Source organism: Pseudoclavibacter endophyticus (assembly GCF_008831085.1).
GTDB classification, from domain to species: domain Bacteria; phylum Actinomycetota; class Actinomycetes; order Actinomycetales; family Microbacteriaceae; genus Pseudoclavibacter; species Pseudoclavibacter endophyticus.
On record NZ_WBJY01000002.1, the window covers coordinates 443804 to 461128 of the forward strand.

Here is a 17325-nt window from a genome sequence, read left to right on the forward strand (position 1 = left end):
GGCGCGCGATTGGGCGGTTGTGCAGTCTGCTCGTCGCCGCGCGTTTACCCGCTGCTCACCTCGCGCAACCGTGGGTGTCGCGGGGTGACAGTACGGTGCGGGTGATTCCCAGGTCACTACCGTGAGGCTCCCATGAAACTTTCCCGCATCCTCGCCATCGCGGCGGCGGCGGTCACCGTCGGCGCGCTCGGCGCAGCAGTGCAACCGGCCGCGCCCGCAAGTGCAGCGCCCGCCGGCGACAACGTCGTCATCAACGAGGTCTACGGCGGCGGTGGCAACTCCGGCTCCACCTACACCCACGACTTCATCGAGCTCTACAACCCCGCGAACGCACCCATCTCGATCGACGGATGGGCGCTGCACTACGCATCGGCCAGCGGCGGCTGGGGCGGCACGACCACGCTGGCGGGCACGATCGCCCCGGGCGGTTACTTCCTCGTGCAGCAGTCAGCGGGATCGGGCGGCACCGAGGCCCTCCCGGAGCCCGATGCCGTCGGCTCGCTCAGCATGAGCGGCACCACCGGTCGCGTCATCCTCACGTCGAGCGCCGACAGGCCATCGTCGCCGCCGGCGGGCGACTTCGTGTCGGCGGGCATGGCGGGCTACGTCGACGGCATCGGATGGGGCCCCAACGCGGCAGGTTACGAGGGAAGCGCGGCCGCGGCCACGCAGAACGCCACCTCGACGGCTCGTGTTTCCGCCGGCGTCGACACCGACAACAACGCCAACGACTTCGCGACCGGCACCCCGACGCCGCAGAACTCCGGCGGTGAGGGCACGACCCCGCCGACCACGACCCCACCGACCACGCCGCCGCCCGGGCCCGCAACGCCCCGCGAGATCTCCGAGATCCAGGGCCCCGGCATGGCGTCGCCGTTCGAGGGCGACACGGTCGAGACCACGGGCGTCGTGACCGCGGTCTACGCGACCGGCGGTCTCGGCGGCTTCAACATCCAGGAGCCCGGCGAGGCCGACCCCGCCTCGCACGACGCCTCGACGGGCATCTTCGTGTACGGGCCGTCGTTCGCGACCTCGGTCGAGATCGGCGATTCGGTGAGCGTCACCGGCGTCGTCGGCGAGCGCTTCGGCTCGACGCAGATCTCGGCGAGCGCGGTGACGCAGCTCGTCGAGCCGCTCGCCCCGGTCGTTCCCGCCGCGGTCGAGTGGCCCGAGACCGACGACGAGCGCGAGGTCTGGGAGCACATGCTCATCGAGCCTGCGGGCACCTACATCGTCGCCGACAACTACAGCCTCAACCAGTACGGCGAGATCGGTCTCGCGGTCGGCGACCAGCCGCTCGTGACCCCGACCGAGGCCGGCGCGCCCCTCAGCGACGAAGCGCAGGCACAGCTCGAGTACAACGAGGCGCACAGTGTGATCCTCGACGACGGCGCAACGACCGACTTCCTCGAGCGTTCGGGCGGTTCGATGGTCAACGCGCACCTGCCGCTTCCGTACCTCACCATCGACAACCCCGTTCGCGTCGGTGCGGAGGTCTCGTTCACCGACCCCGTCGTCGTGCACTTCGACTACAGCTCGTACCGCTTCCAGCCGACGGTGCCGCTCACCGGCGACAACCCCGAGGATGCGCCCGCTACGTTCGAGAACGACCGCACGACGTCGCCCGCCGACGTGGGTGGCTCGCTCACGCTCGGCACGTTCAACGTGCTCAACTACTTCACGTCACTCGGTGAGGACTACTGCACGGCCAACCAGAACTACCGCGACCGCGATGGCAACCCCATTGCGGCGAACAACTGCCTGCCGCGCGGCGCCTGGGACACCGAGAACTTCGAGCGCCAGCAGGTGAAGATCGTCGAGGCCATCAACGCGCTCGACACCGACATCGTCTCGCTCGAAGAGATCGAAGACTCGAGCGACTTCGGCCTTGATCGCGACACCGCGCTCTCCGCCCTCGTCGATGCACTCAACGAGGCCGCCGGAAGCGAGAAGTGGGCGTACGTGCCCTCGCCGTCCGTCATCCCCGCGACGGGTGACGACGTGATCCGCACCGCCTTCATCTACCAGCCGGCAACGGTCGAGCTCGACGGCGAGTCGGAGATTCTCGACGACGCCGCGTTCTCGAACGGCCGCGCTCCGCTCTCGCAGACGTTCGTCGACTCGGCCAGCGGCGAGAAGCTCGTCGTCATCGTGAACCACTTCAAGTCGAAGGGCGGCAGCGGCTCGGGCGACAATGAGGACCGTGACGACGCCGTCGGCCCCGCTGGCGCCGTCGGTGGCTGGAACGGCGACCGCACCCGCCAGGCCGAGGCACTCGTCGCATTCGCCGACGAGCAGCAGGCGGCCGCCGGCACCGACCTCGTGTTCCTGGTCGGCGACTTCAACGCCTACTCGAAGGAGACACCGGCCACGACGATCGAGGCGGCCGGATACGCCAATCTGACGTCGACGATGAGCGACAACTACTCGTACCTCTTCGACGGCACGGTCGGTTCGCTCGACCACGTCTTCGCGTCGAACGCCGCGCTCGAGTACGTCACGGGCGCCGATGTGTGGCCAATCAACGCGAACGAGCAGATCGCCCAGGAGTATTCGCGCTACAACTACAACATTGTGCCGCTGTACGACGAGACGATGTTCCGTTCGTCCGACCACAACCCCGCCGTCGTCGGTCTGCAGCTGAGCGAGACGCCGCCGACGACCGAGCCGCCGGTGACGACGCCGCCGACGACCGAGCCGCCGGTGACGACGCCGCCGACGACCGAGCCGCCGGTGACGACGCCGCCGACGACCGAGCCGGTTCCCGGCGAGCCGACAGTCTCCGTGCCCGGCGTGATCACCGACGCCGAGCTCAGCGAGTCGGGCCTGCCGGTCGAGGCCGCCGGGTTCGAGCCCGAGGTGCCCGTGACGGTCGAGATCCTCTACCCGGACGGCACGAGCATCACGGTGGAGTTCGAGGACCCCGCCACGACGATGCCCGCCGTCGACGGCACCCTGGCGTTCACGGTGTGGTCACAGGGCATTGCGGCGGCCGGCGACTACCGCATCGTGCTCACGCAGGGCGACCTGACCGCGAGCGCCGAGTTCACGGTCATCGCGTCGGTGGTCACGCCGACCACCCCCGGGGCGACCACCCCCGGCGCGACCGCTCCGCCGGCCTTCGATGGCGGCGAAGACCTCGCGCGGACCGGAGGCGATGACACGGCATGGGCCTTCGGGCTCGGCGCCGTGCTGCTCGCGGCCGGCGCGCTCACGGTGTTCGGTCTCCGTCGCCGCCAGGCTGCGGGGTAATACCGCCGTCGGCGCACCCTCCGGGCGACGCTGAGACGCCGCGGCTCATCGGGCTTCCCCTGGTGAGCCGCGGCGTTTCAGCGCGGTGGGCCCGCTCGCGCTTCGTACGCTGGCGATCATGGCCAAGCGACACCCAGCATCCGTCTATCGGCGCCGTCGTATCGCCGTGGCGGTGGTGGCGGTCGTAGTGATCGCGCTCGTGTGGTGGGGCGTTTCGGCCCTCGTCGGGGGAGCGGCGACCAGCGAGGCGGGCCCGACGCCGACGGCCTCCTCGCCGACCGCCCCATCGACGTCGCCGGCATCCGGAACCCCGAGCGAGTCGCCGGAACCATCGGACGAGCCGTTGCCGGCGCCGGTGGCCGACTGCACGGCCGACACCGTCATCGTCGAGGCGTTCACGGATGCCCCGTCGTATGCGGAAGGCGTGCAGCCGCAGTTCTCGCTGCGCGTCACCAACGCTGGCGCGGCCCCGTGCGTCATGGACATCGGCACGGCGACGCAGGTCTACACGGTGACGAGCGGGGCGGACACGATCTGGGTGTCGACCGATTGCCAGGAGAACCCGGCCAACGATGTCGTGCAGCTCGAGTCGGGCCAATCGCTCGACGCGCCGGCGATCACGTGGGTCCGTGAACGCTCGACGCCCGACACGTGCGATGGCGAGCGGCCCGCGGCGGTCGGGGGTGGCGCCACGTACAACCTCGTCGTCTCGATCGGGGGCATCCCATCGGCTCCCGCGACGTTCGTGCTCGAATAGGCGACACGCCGGGGCTGACCCGTGCGGGAGATCGCGTGGCCCGCGGTTCCGCCGAAGTTCAACGCGACTCCCGCCCGCGATTTACCTGAACGTTAGATGTGCGTGTCATGGTGACGCGTCCCCACTCACTCAGGCAGGAGTCATCCCGTGACGAAAACCCGACGCACCGTGATCGGCGGCGCGACCGCGACGATCGCCGGGTGTGCGCTCGCAGCCACCGCGTTCGTTTCCCCCACCGCGGCCGCCGTGCTCACCCCCAACATCATCGAGCCGACACCCGGTGAGACCCAGCTCAACCTGATCGGCATCAACGACTTCCACGGTCGCATCCTCGACGGCGAAGACTATGCAGCCACCGTGCTGACGGCCCAGCAGGGATTCACCGAGGCGAACAGCCTCGTCTTCACCGTCGGCGACCACGTCGGAGCGTCGATCTTCGAGTCGTCGATCCTCAATGACGAGCCGGCCATCAACATCCTCAACGAGATGGGCGTCGACGCCTTCACTCAGGGCAATCACGAGTTCGACAAGGGCGCGGCCGACGCGATCGACCGCATCGCCCCGCTGACGGACGGCCCCGACCTGGCCGCGAACTTCGTCGGCCCCGACGGCACGAAGCCGTTCGATGAGTACGCGATCTTCGAGGTCAACGGCGTGAACGTCGCGATCATCGGTGCCGTGACGCAGGAGACCCCCGCCCTGGTCTCGCCCGACGGCATCGCCGGCTACACGTTCACCGACCCCGTCGAGGCGGTCAACGAGGTCGCCGACCGCCTGACGGCGTCGGGCGAGGCCGACGTCATCGTCGCGTCCTACCACGAGGGTGCGCCGTTCTCGAACGTGTCCCTCGAGGAGAACGTCGCGGCGAGCAACGTCTTTAACGACATCGTCAACGGCACGAGCCCCGCGGTCTCGGCGATCTACACGGCGCACTCGCACCGCACGTACGCCTACGACGCACCGATCCCCGGCAGCGAGCAGACCCGCCCGGTCGTTCAGGGCGGCGAGTACGCGGGCAACATCGCCCAGGTCGTGCTCACCGTCGACGCCGAGAACACCGTGACGGCAGCCGACAGCTCGATCGTGCCGACGATGGACGCGGCTGACGCGCCGGCCGAGGTCGCCGTCGACCCGCGCCTCGCGAACATCCGCGCGATCATCGACCAGGCGGTCGCCGACGCCGACGAGGCGGGCAGCGTGCAGATCGGTACGCTCACGGACGACGTCACGCGCGCCAAGGTCTACGACGAGACGGGCGCGATCACGGTTGAGGACGACCGCGCGAACGCCTCATCGCTCGGCGACGTGGTCGCTACGTCGATGCTCGAGTCGGTCGGCGGTACCGGCCGCGCCGTCGACCTCGCCGTCATGAACCCGGGCGGTCTTCGCGCTGACCTGATCAACGACGACGGTGTGCTGACCTACAAGGATGCGGCGACGGTGCTTCCGTTCGCGAACAACCTGTCTGTTGCGACCGTGGCGGGCGACACGCTCAAGCAGATCCTCGAGCAGCAGTGGCAGACCGATGCCGAGGGCAACGTTCCGAGCCGCCCCTACCTGCAGCTCGGCATCTCGGACGGCTTCACGTACACGTACGACGCGTCACGCCCCGAGGGTGACCGCATCACGGGCATGTACCTCTTCGGCGAGGCGGTGACGGCGGAGGGCACCTACAACGTCGTCGCTCCGACGTTCCTCGCGGCCGGTGGCGACAACTTCCGCGCCTTCACGAACGCGAGCGAGGTCGCCGACACGGGCCTCATCGACCTCGACGCCTTCGTCTCGTGGATCCAGAGCCAGGAGGACGGCGTCGCCCCGAACCAGCAGCGCAACTCCTTCGAGGTCGCTGGCTTCCCGTCGGAGCCGATCGCCTGCGGTGACTCGGCCACGTTCCAGGTCAGCAAGACCGATATGGGCTCGCTCGGCGCGATCCAGAACACCGAGCTGACGGCAACCGCCTACGTCGAGGATCAGGCCGGCGAGGCCACGACCGTCGAGGTCGGCACGGCCACGGTCACCGACGGTGCAGCGGAGCTGGTCGTCACGATCCCTGCCGACTTCCTCACCGACACGTTCGAGATCGTGCTGGAGGCGCAGCCGTCCGGCTCGTACGTGATCCTCCCGATCGAGGTCACGTGCGACGACGACGGCGGGGTGGTCCCCTCGCCGACCGAGACGGTCGACGTGCCCGACACGACGACGCCTCCTCCGGCTGCCGGTGGCGATGACGACCTCGCCGCCACGGGCGAAGACTCCAATGTGATGTTCTTCGGCATCGCGGCCGCGCTCGCCGCGCTTGTGCTCGGTGGCACGCTCCTGCTGGTTCGTCGCCGCGCGATGGTCGAGTAGGCGAACGCCGACCGCGCCGCCTGAGCGGCGCAACGCCTGAACGGGGCGTCACCTCACTACGGGTGGCGCCCCGTTCGCGCGTTCGACTCGCCGACGATCGAGTGCTGGCAGGTGTTCGTTTTCGGCTCGAAATCGCGGCATCTGCCAGCCACCGATCGTCGACATTCGCGCGCGGCGCGCTCCCCGAGGCGACGATGAATCAGGCAGCACGACGGGTGTTGCCGGTGCGCTACTCCCCGCGGGGTGCGGCGGGCAGCAGGGCTCGCCCGATCGCCGCGTGTACCGTTTCGAGCGAGGCGTCGACAACGTCGGTGAGGCCGACCCGCGTTGCTTCGGCTTCGCGCATGCGCTGCTGCGTCACCGGCCTGATCTCGCCGACGAGGCTGACCTCGCCGATGACGACCGAGCGAGGCTTGGCAGGCCGGTTCATGAGGGCGCTCGCGAGCGCGGTCGCGATGGCAAGATCGGCGCCGGGCTCGACCAGGCGCATCCCGCCCATGGTCGAGACGTAGACGTCGTGGCCCGCGAAATTGAGCGACAGGCGCTGCTGCAAGACCGCCACGAGCATGGCGACGCGACTGGAGTCGACGCCGTTGGTGACCGTGCGCGGGTTGGGGGCGCTGGTTTTCACGACGAGCGCCTGAATTTCGACGGCCATCGCGCGGCGGCCCTCGAGGGCGACGGTGACGCAGGTGCCCGAGACCGGCGCCCCGCGCTGGGCGAGAAAGAGGCTGGATGGGTCGGCCACTTCGGTCATGCCGTCGCCGGTCATCTCGAAGCAGCCGACCTCGTCGGTGGCGCCGTAGCGGTTCTTGAGCGTGCGGACGAAGCGGAGGGAGGTCTGCCGGTCGCCCTCGACGTGCGCCACCACGTCGACGAGGTGCTCAAGGAGTCGTGGGCCCGCGACCTGGCCGTCTTTCGTGACGTGGCCGATGATGACGGTCGGCAGGTTGCGGTCTTTCGCGATACGGATGAGCGCTGAGGCGACCTCTCGGACCTGGCTCGGTTGACCGGCGAGCGACGACACGTCGGCGGAGGCGATCGTCTGGATGGAGTCGGCGATGAAGAGCATGGGATCGACCTGCTCGATGTGGCCGAGGATCGTTGCGAGGTCGGACTCGCTCGCGAGGTACAGCGTGGGCTGCAGCGCGCCGGTTCGCTCGGCGCGCAGCCGGACCTGCGAGGTCGACTCTTCGGCGCTGACGTAGAGCACGCGCGCACCGGTCGACGCGATGCGCGCTGCGAGCTCGAGGAGCAGCGTGGATTTGCCGACACCGGGCTCGCCCGACAGCAGCATCGCCGCGCCGGGCACGATGCCGCCGCCCAGCACGCGGTCGAACTCACCGATGCCGGTGGGCCAGTAGACGGCGTGATCACTCGCGAGCTTCGTGATGGGCACGGCGCGGCGGTCGTCGGGCACGGCGGCGGCGTCGACACGGTTGGCGGGGCCGGCCGCGCTGCGCTCGACGACCGTGCCCCACGACCCGCACTCGGTGCACCGACCGAGCCACTTCGCCGATGTCGCCCCGCACTCGGTGCACACGTAGCCGGGTGGTCGTGGTCGGGGAGCAGCCATGCGAATCAGCCTAGAGCCGCCCTGCGACAGCGCTGCGCCGCGGATTTGCGGCGGGAGTGGCGCCCGCGTATTCTCTTCGGCGGTGACGTGTCCGAGCGGCCGAAGGTGCAACACTCGAAATGTTGTGTAGGGGCGACTCTACCGTGGGTTCAAATCCCACCGTCACCGCGCTCGCGAAGGCCTCGACTTCCCCGGAATGACGCGGAAGTCGGGGCCTTCGGCATGCCGGGCGAGGGTGATCCGACAAGAATCTGACAAGGATCGTCAGCGGCCGTCCCCGCTTGATCACCGGTACCGAGCCGCCCTGCTAGCTAATCCACACGCCCTCGCGCCGCTGATGGCGAAGATCGATGCCCTCGTCGCCCCGGCAGGCGAGGTGGTGTGAGCGCTCAATTCTCACGGGTCCCATAGACTCGGAGGCAAAGAAAAACCCCGGCTGCGTGCCGACTCGTGTTCGACAGAGGCTTATGCCGGGGACTTCCCCTCCACACTACATCGAAGAGGAGACTTCGTCCAGTGCCGATGCCTGCCCACCACGTCGCGGCGCTGGACCGGTCGATCACTCCGACGCGGATGGGCACGTATATCTCCGCCGCTGCAGGGGATCCCGATCGAGCGCGCGAACTCTACCTCTGGGACCGCGACCTGGCTGTCGCCTTCCTCCGCGACCTCGCGATCCTCGAGGTCGCGCTGCGCAACGCGATGAGCGCGCAACTCGAAGTCAAGTGGGGCACCAACTGGTACGAGAACCCAGCCATGCCGCTCGATGACCGCTCCATGAAAACGCTGAGCACGGCATGGGGTCAGGTCAAAGAGCCCAAGACGCCGGGCAAGCTCGTCGCACAGTGCATGTTCGGTTTCTGGCGAGGAATCCTCGACAAGGGCGACCACGCCGGTAAGCCCCCGCGCCGCGTTCGCTGCGACTACGAGGTTCTGTGGAGAGGCGTGCTCGACAAAGCGTTCCCCGGTGGGCGAGCGCAGGCCCAAGCCGATCAAGAGCGGTGGAATCGCGAGTACGCACTGGCCATAGTCAGCCGCGTCAACGAACTGCGCAACCGGGTCGCCCACCACGAGCCGCTCGTCAACGGAATGCCCCTGCCGGGCCAGGGGGCGCGCCTGAGCGCGCAGGAAGCGCACGAGGACACGCTACGGCTCGCGGCCATGCTCGACCGGGATCTCCACGCGTTTTTGCTCGCCCGATCGCAGGTGCCCGTGATGCTCGGAAGTCGTCCGTGAGTGCTGGTGCGCCCAAAGTGCGCTCGGCCTACGAAGAAAAACAGCCCTGACTAGGCATAATTCGCTCACTGGGCCTGCTCTGCAAGCAAGATGTCAGGAGTTCGAATCTCCTAGGCTCCACAAAAACCGGGTCAGAGGCCGTTTCCCGTTGAGGGAGGCGGCCTCTTTCGCTGTCCAGGACAGGCCGGGGACCGATGGTTGGAAGCCCCCATGACGGTAGTGATCTGGTCGACTCTGGTAGTGATCCGTGTTGGGTCGAGTGCGCCCTGTGCGCCCATCGCTCCCGCGGAACCACGCGGGAGCCGCTCCCCCGCCGAGGCCGAGTGCGCCCCCGGCGAGGCGGCTCGGCTCGCATGTCCTTCATGCGGGTTAGCGTCGGTGCATGGTGCAAATGACAGACTACGAGCGGCGCGGGGATCTCGACGCCCCCTTCGAGCTGACCAATGCGGCCGAGCGGGCTCAGAAGCAGAGCGAGCAGATTCGCGATGCGGTCCGGTGCGAGGTCCCCCCTCTCTGACCTGGGAGCAGTACGCCGCCGGCGAGCCTTGCCCGGGTTGCGGGCGACCGTACCGGGACGATGAGCACTGGGAGTCGAAGGGCACGATGTACTTCACCGACGAGGAGCGCGCCCGCTACGACGCCGAGGAAGCGGTCTACAAGGAGCACCACGGCGAGTGCCACGCGGCCCGGCACTCGGTCTCCGGGTTGCTGACCACGCACTGCAGCAAGTGCTGCCCGCCACCGCCGATGTCGCCGACGCAGAAAGAGACGATCGCTCGGCTGTTCAGCAGTCGTCCCACGCCGCCGCCCCATGAGCTGATGAGGTGGCGGCTCCGCCTCTACTGCGGGCACATCGTCGAGCGGACCGCTCACTACACGCACAAGACCCTTCACAACGCGTTCATGAGCGAGGTCGTGCCCGGAGTGCGGCCTGGACCCAGCGACGATCGTCGACGGCTCGGCCACCGGGCTGGTGGCCGAGCCGGAGGTGGCTCGTGCGGCGGCCGCTCCGTCTGCGCCCTCCAAGCGAGCGGGCAGGCCGACGAAGGCGGACCTGGAGGCCCGGGTCCGCGAGCTGGAGGCGGAGATCGAGCGCCTGCGGCAGGGCTGATCCGCATCGGTTCTGGGATCATCGATCCATGGAGGAAGCCCCGATGCCGACGACCGTCCTCGGACTGCTGATCGAGCCCGGCGGTGACGTCGCGGTCCTTCGGCCGGTCGCGGCCGGCGCTCCGGGAGCGATCAACGCGATCCTCGGCGACGCCCTGGTCCAGCCCGTCGAGATCGACGGTGGCTCCGTCCTGTGGCTCGACGAGGCGGGCAAGGAGAAGGAGCTGCCGACCAACCTGCTTGCTGGCCACCAAGATCGCGCACCAGCTCCACGGGGGCCTCTACCCGGACGACACGGTCAACGGCCGCGCAGTGGTCCTCGGGGAGCGCACCCGACCCGACGGCGAGCTCGCCAGTGCAGATCTGGCCCCGGAGACGCTGCACGCTCTCAGAGACCTCGGCGCGTCGTCGTCGAGTAGTCATCTGCGGAGCACCCCGGAGGCCGGGCCGCCCCGTGCCGGTAACGTCCTTGATGTGACCCTGCTGCCTCTCCCGCTGCCTGAAGACGACGCCCGCGACAGCGTGGTGCGCGAGATGGAGGGGCTCGACCCGGACGGCACCATCACCGGCCAGGTGCTCCGTGACACCTTCGACCAGTTGTACGACGGAGTGCGGACCCGGCGGTACCGGTGGGACCAGCTGTTCAAGACGGAGAAGACGCACTTCGGCACCTTGGTGGAGATCAACCTCCAGCGCCAGTTCGAATACGGCGACGGCGACAAGCTCGACTACCGCATCGCCGGCCACGAGGTCGACGCGAAGTACAGCCAGGGCTCCGGCGGCTGGATGCTCCCGCCGGAGGCCGTCGGCGAGCTGTGCATGGTCATCACCGCCAGCGACCGGGAGTCCACGTTCTCGGTCGGCGTCGTGCGGGCATCCGAGGGGCTCCTCAACGCCGGTCAGAACCGGGACGCCAAGCGGACGCTGTCGGCGGCAGGGAGAGCGACCATCGCGTGGCTGCAGAAGGACGCGCCGCTTCCCCCGAACACCCTGCTGCACATGCCGGAGTCGGACGTGGAGGCGGTCCTCGACGCTGGGGCCGGGACCGCGCGGGTGTCGGAGCTCTTCCGGCGGACCGCCGGTCGGGTGGTCGGCCGCGCAGCGGTGGCGACGGTCGCGGCCCAGCTCGACGTGACCAGGCGAGTCCGGGGAGGGCAGAGCGGCTCGCGGGACCCGCTGGCCTCTGAGGGTATCGTCGTCCTCGGCGGGGCCTACGACTGGCAGCGGGACGCCGCGCGCGACCTCGGCCTGCCGGTACCGCGGAGAACGGAGTACGTCGCCGGGCACGTCGCGCCCGTACAGGAGGGATGGGACGGCCCTGTGGCGCTTGGCCCGTCAGGTCTCTCGCTGAGGCCTGCGGCCCCCGACGATCGCGCGCCGTTCGACCCGCTCTGGTACGGCGAACGCCGCGAGAACCGCTGACTCGCGGCGGCCTGTGCCCGTCGTCGGCGCGCGTCCCTGCGATGTCGGGGGCCCCTGCCAGAATGGGCCCACCATGGATGGGAAATCACGCAGCACCGAGTTGACGGCCGTCGAGATCTGCGCCGGCGCGGGCGGTCAGAGCCTGGGTCTCCATCTCGCAGGGTTCCGGCATGTGCTAGCCGTCGAGCTCGACCGGGCCGCCGCCGAGACTCTCGACCGGAACCTGACTCGGCTCGCCTCCGAGGAGGGCACCCCTCGGCCCGTGGTCGCGGTCGGTGACGTCGCCGACCGATCGGTCTGGGAGCCGGAGGACTACCGGGGCGTCTCGCTCCTCGCGGGCGGCGTTCCCTGCCCGCCGTTCTCGATCGCCGGCAAGCAGCTGGGCACATCTGATGAGCGCGACCTGTTCGCGTGGGCAGTCGAGGCGGCGGGGCGGATGCAGCCCGACGCAGTGCTCCTGGAGAACGTCAGGGGCCTGTCGATGCCGCGCTTCGCCGGCTATCGGCAGGCAGTGCTCGACCGGTTCGCCGAGCTCGGCTACCGCGCGGACTGGAGACTGCTGGAAGCCAAGGACTTCGGCGTGCCGCAGCTCCGACCTCGCTTCATCCTCGTGGCCCTGCGCGAGGAATTTGCTCCCTATTTCTCGTGGCCGGAGCCGACGCCAGCGGCGCAGACCGTGGGCTCCGCCCTCTACGACCTCATGGCAGCGAACGGCTGGGCGGGCGCGGAGGAGTGGGCGAAGCGCGCCGACCGCGTGGCACCCACGATCGTGGGCGGCTCGAAGAAGCACGGCGGCCCGGACCTCGGCCCGACCCGGGCGAAGCGCGAGTGGCGGGCGATCGGCGTGGACGGCCTCGGGATCGCCGACGCAGCGCCGGGGCCCCACGCCCCGCTCGACCTCGTGCCGAAGCTGACGAACGAGATGGTCGCGCGCATCCAGGGATGGGCCGGCCCAGGCTACGAGTGGGACTTCGGCGACGGCCGCGGCCGGAAGACGGCGACGTACCGGCAGATCGGCAACGCGTTCCCGCCGCCTGTCGCTCGTGCCGTCGGGCTGGCGATCGCGTCCGCTCTCCGTAAGGAGACTCGGTCGTCGGGCGATGACCACGGCGCGCGCAGCCAGTACCGCGACGAGGTGTACCGAGTGCTCCGGGACCGCGAAGGGTTCGTCTCGCTCCCCGCGCTGCGGAAGGCGGTCGGTGGTGCCCTCGGCGACCACGAGATCGAGCGACGGATCGAGTTCCTCCGCCGGGACTTCGACATCGAGGTGCGCCGCCGCGGCAGCTACCCGGCCTACCGCCTGGGAGAGTGGCGGGCATTCCGCGGCCAGGGAGACCACTCCCGGCACCTGGCCTTCGCCACCGAAAGGCTCCGCTCGAAGATCAGCTGAGCGAGAGGGCACCCGGAGTCCTCGAACCGCCGGCGGACCTTCGTCTGCTGTGTCTCCCGACCGACGTCGGAGGTGGTCGATAACCTGACAGTGCCGGGTGCCCGGGCACGCGGGACCCATCCACCAGTCCGAGGAGATCCATCAATGCCAGACTTCGGCATCCCTCCCAAGGGGGAAGAAATCAAGGCCGTCATCGACCAGCGCCTGCGCCAGGCGATGAACGAGGACGGCGCGAAGATCACGATCGACTGGCGCGGGGAGCCCCGCCATCTCTACGTGGTCTCGATGCCGGTCGAGATGCTCTACTTCAACCCGGACACCCACAGGATCCGCGCGCAGCGGACCCTCGACGCCAAGCGCAACGCCGCGATCGAGAAGGAGCCGTGGGGCCAAGAGGCCCAGGCATATCTGCACGACCTCCTCAGGCAGCGGCCTGCGAACCCGGACCAGACGGACCCGGAGTACACAGCGCTGATGGACGAGCTGGACGACGTCGGCCAGCGGGAGCCCGGCATCGTGAGCCCGCACGGGATCCTGGTCGACGGGAATACGCGCGCCGCAGCCCTGATCGACCTCGGCGAGCAGAACATCAGGGTCGGCGTGCTGCCGGACGACACGTCCCGACAGGACATCAACACCGTGGAGCTGTCACTCCAGCTGCGGAAGGACCGCCGCCGCGACTACTCGTACATCAACCGCCTGATCGCGATCGACGAAGAGCTCGGGCGCGGCCGCTCCGAAGCCGACGTCGCCAAGGACTTCAACATCAAGCTCGCGACGCTGCAGCGCGACCGCTGGGTCTACGCGCTCATACTCGACGCTATCGACCGCAGCAAGACGGACGACGGGGCGACGCTGCGCCTGATCGACTTCGAGGAGCACCAGGAGAAGCTGAGGGAGCTCCACCGGGACTACACGAAGCTGGCCAAGACCGACCCCGACTCCGCCAACCGGCTGAAGCAGTCGCGCCTGGCGATGGTGCTCCTCGACTACCCGAAGACCTCGCTACGGCTCGCCGAGGCCGACTTCCACACCAGGTACCTCGAGAGCCGACTGCCCGGCGACCTCAAGCCGGAGCCCGCGGGAGCGGCGGGCGGCATCCCGGTCCCCGGCATCCCAGGGGCGACCGTGCCGAGCCAGAGCACCGATTCCGCCGCGGCCGAGGCTCTCACGAACCGGCTCCTCCGCGCCAAGGCCGTGGCCCGCGACGGCAAGAGCGCGTCGCCCGAGGACGTCGCGCAGGCGGCTGACGTGATGAAGCAGGCGCGCGAGACCTTCGACGTCGCCGTGAAGCTCGCCGGGCAGAACGCCGAGCTCGTCAAGCGGCAGATCGCCGTGCCCGAGCGGCTGACCGACGCAGCGGACTACGTCACGCAGTGCGCCAACGAGTTCGCGGAGGCGAAGGCGAAGCGCGCGCTCGACGACGACGCGTTCGACGACGCACTCATTGTGCTCCGCGACAGCCTCGAGAGCCTCGCCCGGCAGGCGGGCCGCACCTTCTCCGCCCCCGGGGAGGGCGTCGCGTGGCTCCTTGATGCGGTCCGCCCGCGGTCATGACTGCCGACGGCCCGAGCCTCACGATCAGCCTTGCGGCAGAGGTCACGCGCGTACGCCTCATCGCTCGAGTTGGCCTGGAGGACCATCTCCGCAGGCTGGCCGTCGGCTTCCAGACGAGCACGCAGCGGTCGCCCAGCAGCATCGAGATCGAACTCGACGACCTCCTGACGAACCTCAGGGCCCTCGGCGGCTGGCCGCACCAGGCGGACGGCGACGTGGCCTGGGACGCGCAGCTCCAGGCGCTGGTCGTGGACTCGCTCCAGGATGCCCAGACAGTGTCGGGCCAGCTGGCCAGCCCGGGTGCGCCGGGCGCGGTGGACGCCGAGTCGGTCCCCGACGCCCTCGGGCCGGGGTGGGCGGGCGACTTGACGGCATTCCAGCGCCGTGACATCGCGAAGCTGCTGTCGCTCCGGCACGGCGCGAACTTCTCCGTCCCCGGCGCGGGCAAGACGAGAGTCGGGCTGGCCGTCTTCCAGGCGCTGCGCCGGGCCGAGGGCCTCGATCGGCTGCTGATCGTAGGACCGAAGTCCAGCTACTCCGCGTGGTTGGAGGAGAATACGGAGTGCCTGCGGACACCGCTGCTGATGGAGATCGCCGACGGTGCCCCGGCCAGCACCACGGAAGCGCTGATCGTCAACTACGAGCGCCTCCCTAACATGGTCAATGCGCTCAGCCGCTGGCTCACGGAGCGCCCGTCGATGATCATCCTCGACGAGGCCCACCGCATGAAGCTCGGCGCGGACGGCGCGTACGGCGCGGCCTGCCTCGCACTGGGGCCGCGGAGCAGGCGGCGGCTGATCCTGACCGGCACCCCGGCACCCAACGGCGCGAAGGACCTGGAGAACCTCTTCGGGTTCGTCTGGCCGGGGACGGGCCGCCAGAGCGTCATACGGGCCGTCAACGGCGGGAGCCTGGCCGATGCGAGCCGCGTGCTCCGGCCGCTCTTCACGCGCACGACCAAGGGCGAGCTCGACCTGCCCCCGGTGGAGACGGCGATCCGGACCATCCCGCTGCCGCCGCTGCACGCCGAGATATACGAAGCACTCGTCGGCCAGTTCTCCGCCCGTGCGGCGGGGCACGAGGGCGACTTCCATGCACTCGGGCAGATCCTGGTCTACATGCTCATGGCAGCGACCAGCCCCGCGCTGCTCGCAGTCGGAGCGAGCCGCTACGAGCCGTTGGCGTACCGCGTGCCGCCGCTGCCGGTCCCCGAGCGCTCGTCGCTCTACCAGCTGATGCAGGACCTGCCCGCGTACGAGATGTCGCCCAAGTACCAGGAAGTGCTCGCGATCGTCAGCGAGAACGCGGCGCGCGGGCGCAAGACGCTCGTCTGGTCGACCTTCATCCGCAGCATCAACACCCTCGAGCGGGTCCTCGGGCGGTTCAGCCCCGCGGTCGTGCACGGGGGCACGCCGGACCGGGACGAGCAGATCCGGCGGTTCAAGCGCGACGACGACTGCATGGTCCTGCTGTCCAACCCCGCCACGCTCGGGGAAGGGATCAGCCTGCACCACGAGTGCCATGACGCCGTCTACCTGGACCGCGACTTCGCCGCAGGACGGTTCCTCCAGAGCCTGGACAGGATCCACCGGCTCGGGCTACCGCCCGGCACCGAGACCCGTGTCACGGTGCTCGCATCGGAGCGCACCATCGACGAGGTCGTGGCGGCGCGGCTCGCCGACAAGCTGGCGTTCATGGGCGGCATCCTCGACGACCCTGCTGTCCAGCAGCTCGCCGACCTCGACGAGGAGCCGCCCATCGGCGGCGGCCTCGACCGGGGGGACCTCCAAGCGCTGATGGGCCATTTGCGTGCGTCTTCCACCTGAGCCCGTGCTTCTCGCGGCCAGGCGCTGGCTGGAGATACTCCCAGCGAGCGGGGGCATTCCGCGCGCCCAGGCCCTGCTCAACACGCACAGGCAGTACAGCGACCTCTCGCCGACCCAGTACTCCACTGCGCTCGCGTGGCTCAGCGACATGGGGCTCCTGGGCTTCCCGGGGTCCGGTGCTCCCCCGGCCAGCCGCATCCTCGGCGCGATCTTCGAGAACGCAGCGCCGACGTGGTTCCAGGACGCGGACGAGCTCGTCCGGTCGCCCGACGATCTCCCGTCGGACATCGTCTCTGCCGGGGAGGCCCTGGGCGTCGGTGCGGGCGAGGTGTACGAGGAGCTCGTCAGCAGCTGGGGCAAGGTCGACACAGCTGTGCGCGAGCAGGTCGGTGCGGCAGGAGAAGCGGCGTTCGTCCAGATGCTCCGAGACGGAACCGACGGCCGTGTCGACCACGTGTCGACGTGGTCCGACGGGTTCGGCTACGACATCGCTTTCAGCCAGGGTCCCGTCGCCGCCCACCTCGAGGTGAAGAGCACGACGCGGGCCGGCCGGTTCACCGCGTACCTGTCGCGCCACGAGTGCGAAGTAATGCTGCGCGACAGCCATTGGGTCCTGGTCGCGGTGCGCCTGACTCCCGGTCTCGAGGTCGTCGGCGTCGGCTCGGTTCCCAAAGAGTGGATCGCCGCGAACGTGCCGTGTGACTCGACGCCGTCGGTCAGCTGGGCGTCGTGCAAGGTCGAGGTGCCCGCGGCGGTCATCGAGGACCGCGTGCCGCAGCTCGGGGTGGACGCAGCGGGCGCGCTTCCGCCGTGGCGCGCGGGCGCAGTCGCGTGAGCGGCGGGGGCAACG

General features: G+C 69.5%; 11 protein-coding genes and 1 tRNA gene. 11 read left to right on the plus strand and 1 reads right to left on the minus strand.

Translation table 11 applies throughout. The annotated features are described in order from the left end of the window. Positions 1–132 precede the first annotated feature (132 nt). The 3 genes from F8O04_RS11690 to F8O04_RS11700 all read left to right on the plus strand — a co-directional run bounded on the left by F8O04_RS11690 (position 133) and on the right by F8O04_RS11700 (position 6358). Positions 133–3252, plus strand: a complete 3120-nt coding sequence (locus F8O04_RS11690) for an ExeM/NucH family extracellular endonuclease (RefSeq protein ID WP_158029545.1) — start codon at positions 133–135, stop codon at positions 3250–3252. A 118-nt stretch (positions 3253–3370) separates the two neighbouring features. Next, entirely contained in the window at positions 3371–4009 is a 639-nt protein-coding gene (locus F8O04_RS11695; RefSeq protein ID WP_158029546.1) for a hypothetical protein, read from the plus strand. A gap of 147 nt (positions 4010–4156) precedes the next feature. Then, entirely contained in the window at positions 4157–6358 is a 2202-nt protein-coding gene (locus F8O04_RS11700; RefSeq protein WP_158029547.1) for a bifunctional metallophosphatase/5'-nucleotidase, read from the plus strand. Between the two features lie 229 nt (positions 6359–6587). Here F8O04_RS11700 and radA read toward each other — a convergent pair whose 3' ends face one another. Continuing rightward, a complete protein-coding gene (radA, locus tag F8O04_RS11705) occupies positions 6588–7934 on the minus strand; it encodes a DNA repair protein RadA (protein ID WP_158029548.1) in 1347 nt (448 codons plus the stop codon). Positions 7935–8015: 81 nt separating this feature from the next. Here radA and F8O04_RS11710 point away from each other — a divergent pair. The 8 genes from F8O04_RS11710 to F8O04_RS11740 all read left to right on the plus strand — a co-directional run bounded on the left by F8O04_RS11710 (position 8016) and on the right by F8O04_RS11740 (position 17310). Then, positions 8016–8102: transfer RNA gene (locus tag F8O04_RS11710), tRNA-Ser, on the plus strand. Positions 8103–8450: 348 nt separating this feature from the next. Then, entirely contained in the window at positions 8451–9170 is a 720-nt protein-coding gene (locus F8O04_RS11715) for a hypothetical protein (protein ID WP_225735027.1), read from the plus strand. Positions 9171–9552: 382 nt separating this feature from the next. Continuing rightward, positions 9553–9687 carry a hypothetical protein gene (locus F8O04_RS15180; RefSeq protein WP_263971340.1) on the plus strand — a complete coding sequence of 45 codons (135 nt, stop codon included), beginning with the start codon at positions 9553–9555 and terminating at the stop codon, positions 9685–9687. Between the two features lie 833 nt (positions 9688–10520). Then, entirely contained in the window at positions 10521–11702 is a 1182-nt protein-coding gene (locus F8O04_RS11720) for a NaeI family type II restriction endonuclease (protein WP_158029549.1), read from the plus strand. 73 nt (positions 11703–11775) lie between these two features. Continuing rightward, a complete protein-coding gene (locus F8O04_RS11725; protein WP_158029550.1) occupies positions 11776–13092 on the plus strand; it encodes a DNA cytosine methyltransferase in 1317 nt (438 codons plus the stop codon). A 144-nt stretch (positions 13093–13236) separates the two neighbouring features. Continuing rightward, positions 13237–14649, plus strand: a complete 1413-nt coding sequence (locus tag F8O04_RS11730; protein WP_158029551.1) for a ParB N-terminal domain-containing protein — start codon at positions 13237–13239, stop codon at positions 14647–14649. Further along, a complete protein-coding gene (locus F8O04_RS11735; RefSeq protein WP_158029552.1) occupies positions 14646–16475 on the plus strand; it encodes a DEAD/DEAH box helicase in 1830 nt (609 codons plus the stop codon). Before F8O04_RS11730 ends, F8O04_RS11735 begins: the two co-directional genes overlap by 4 nt. Further along, on the plus strand, positions 16459–17310 hold the full coding sequence (locus F8O04_RS11740) for a DUF3883 domain-containing protein (RefSeq protein WP_158029553.1): 852 nt from the start codon (positions 16459–16461) through the stop codon (positions 17308–17310). Before F8O04_RS11735 ends, F8O04_RS11740 begins: the two co-directional genes overlap by 17 nt. Positions 17311–17325 lie beyond the last annotated feature (15 nt).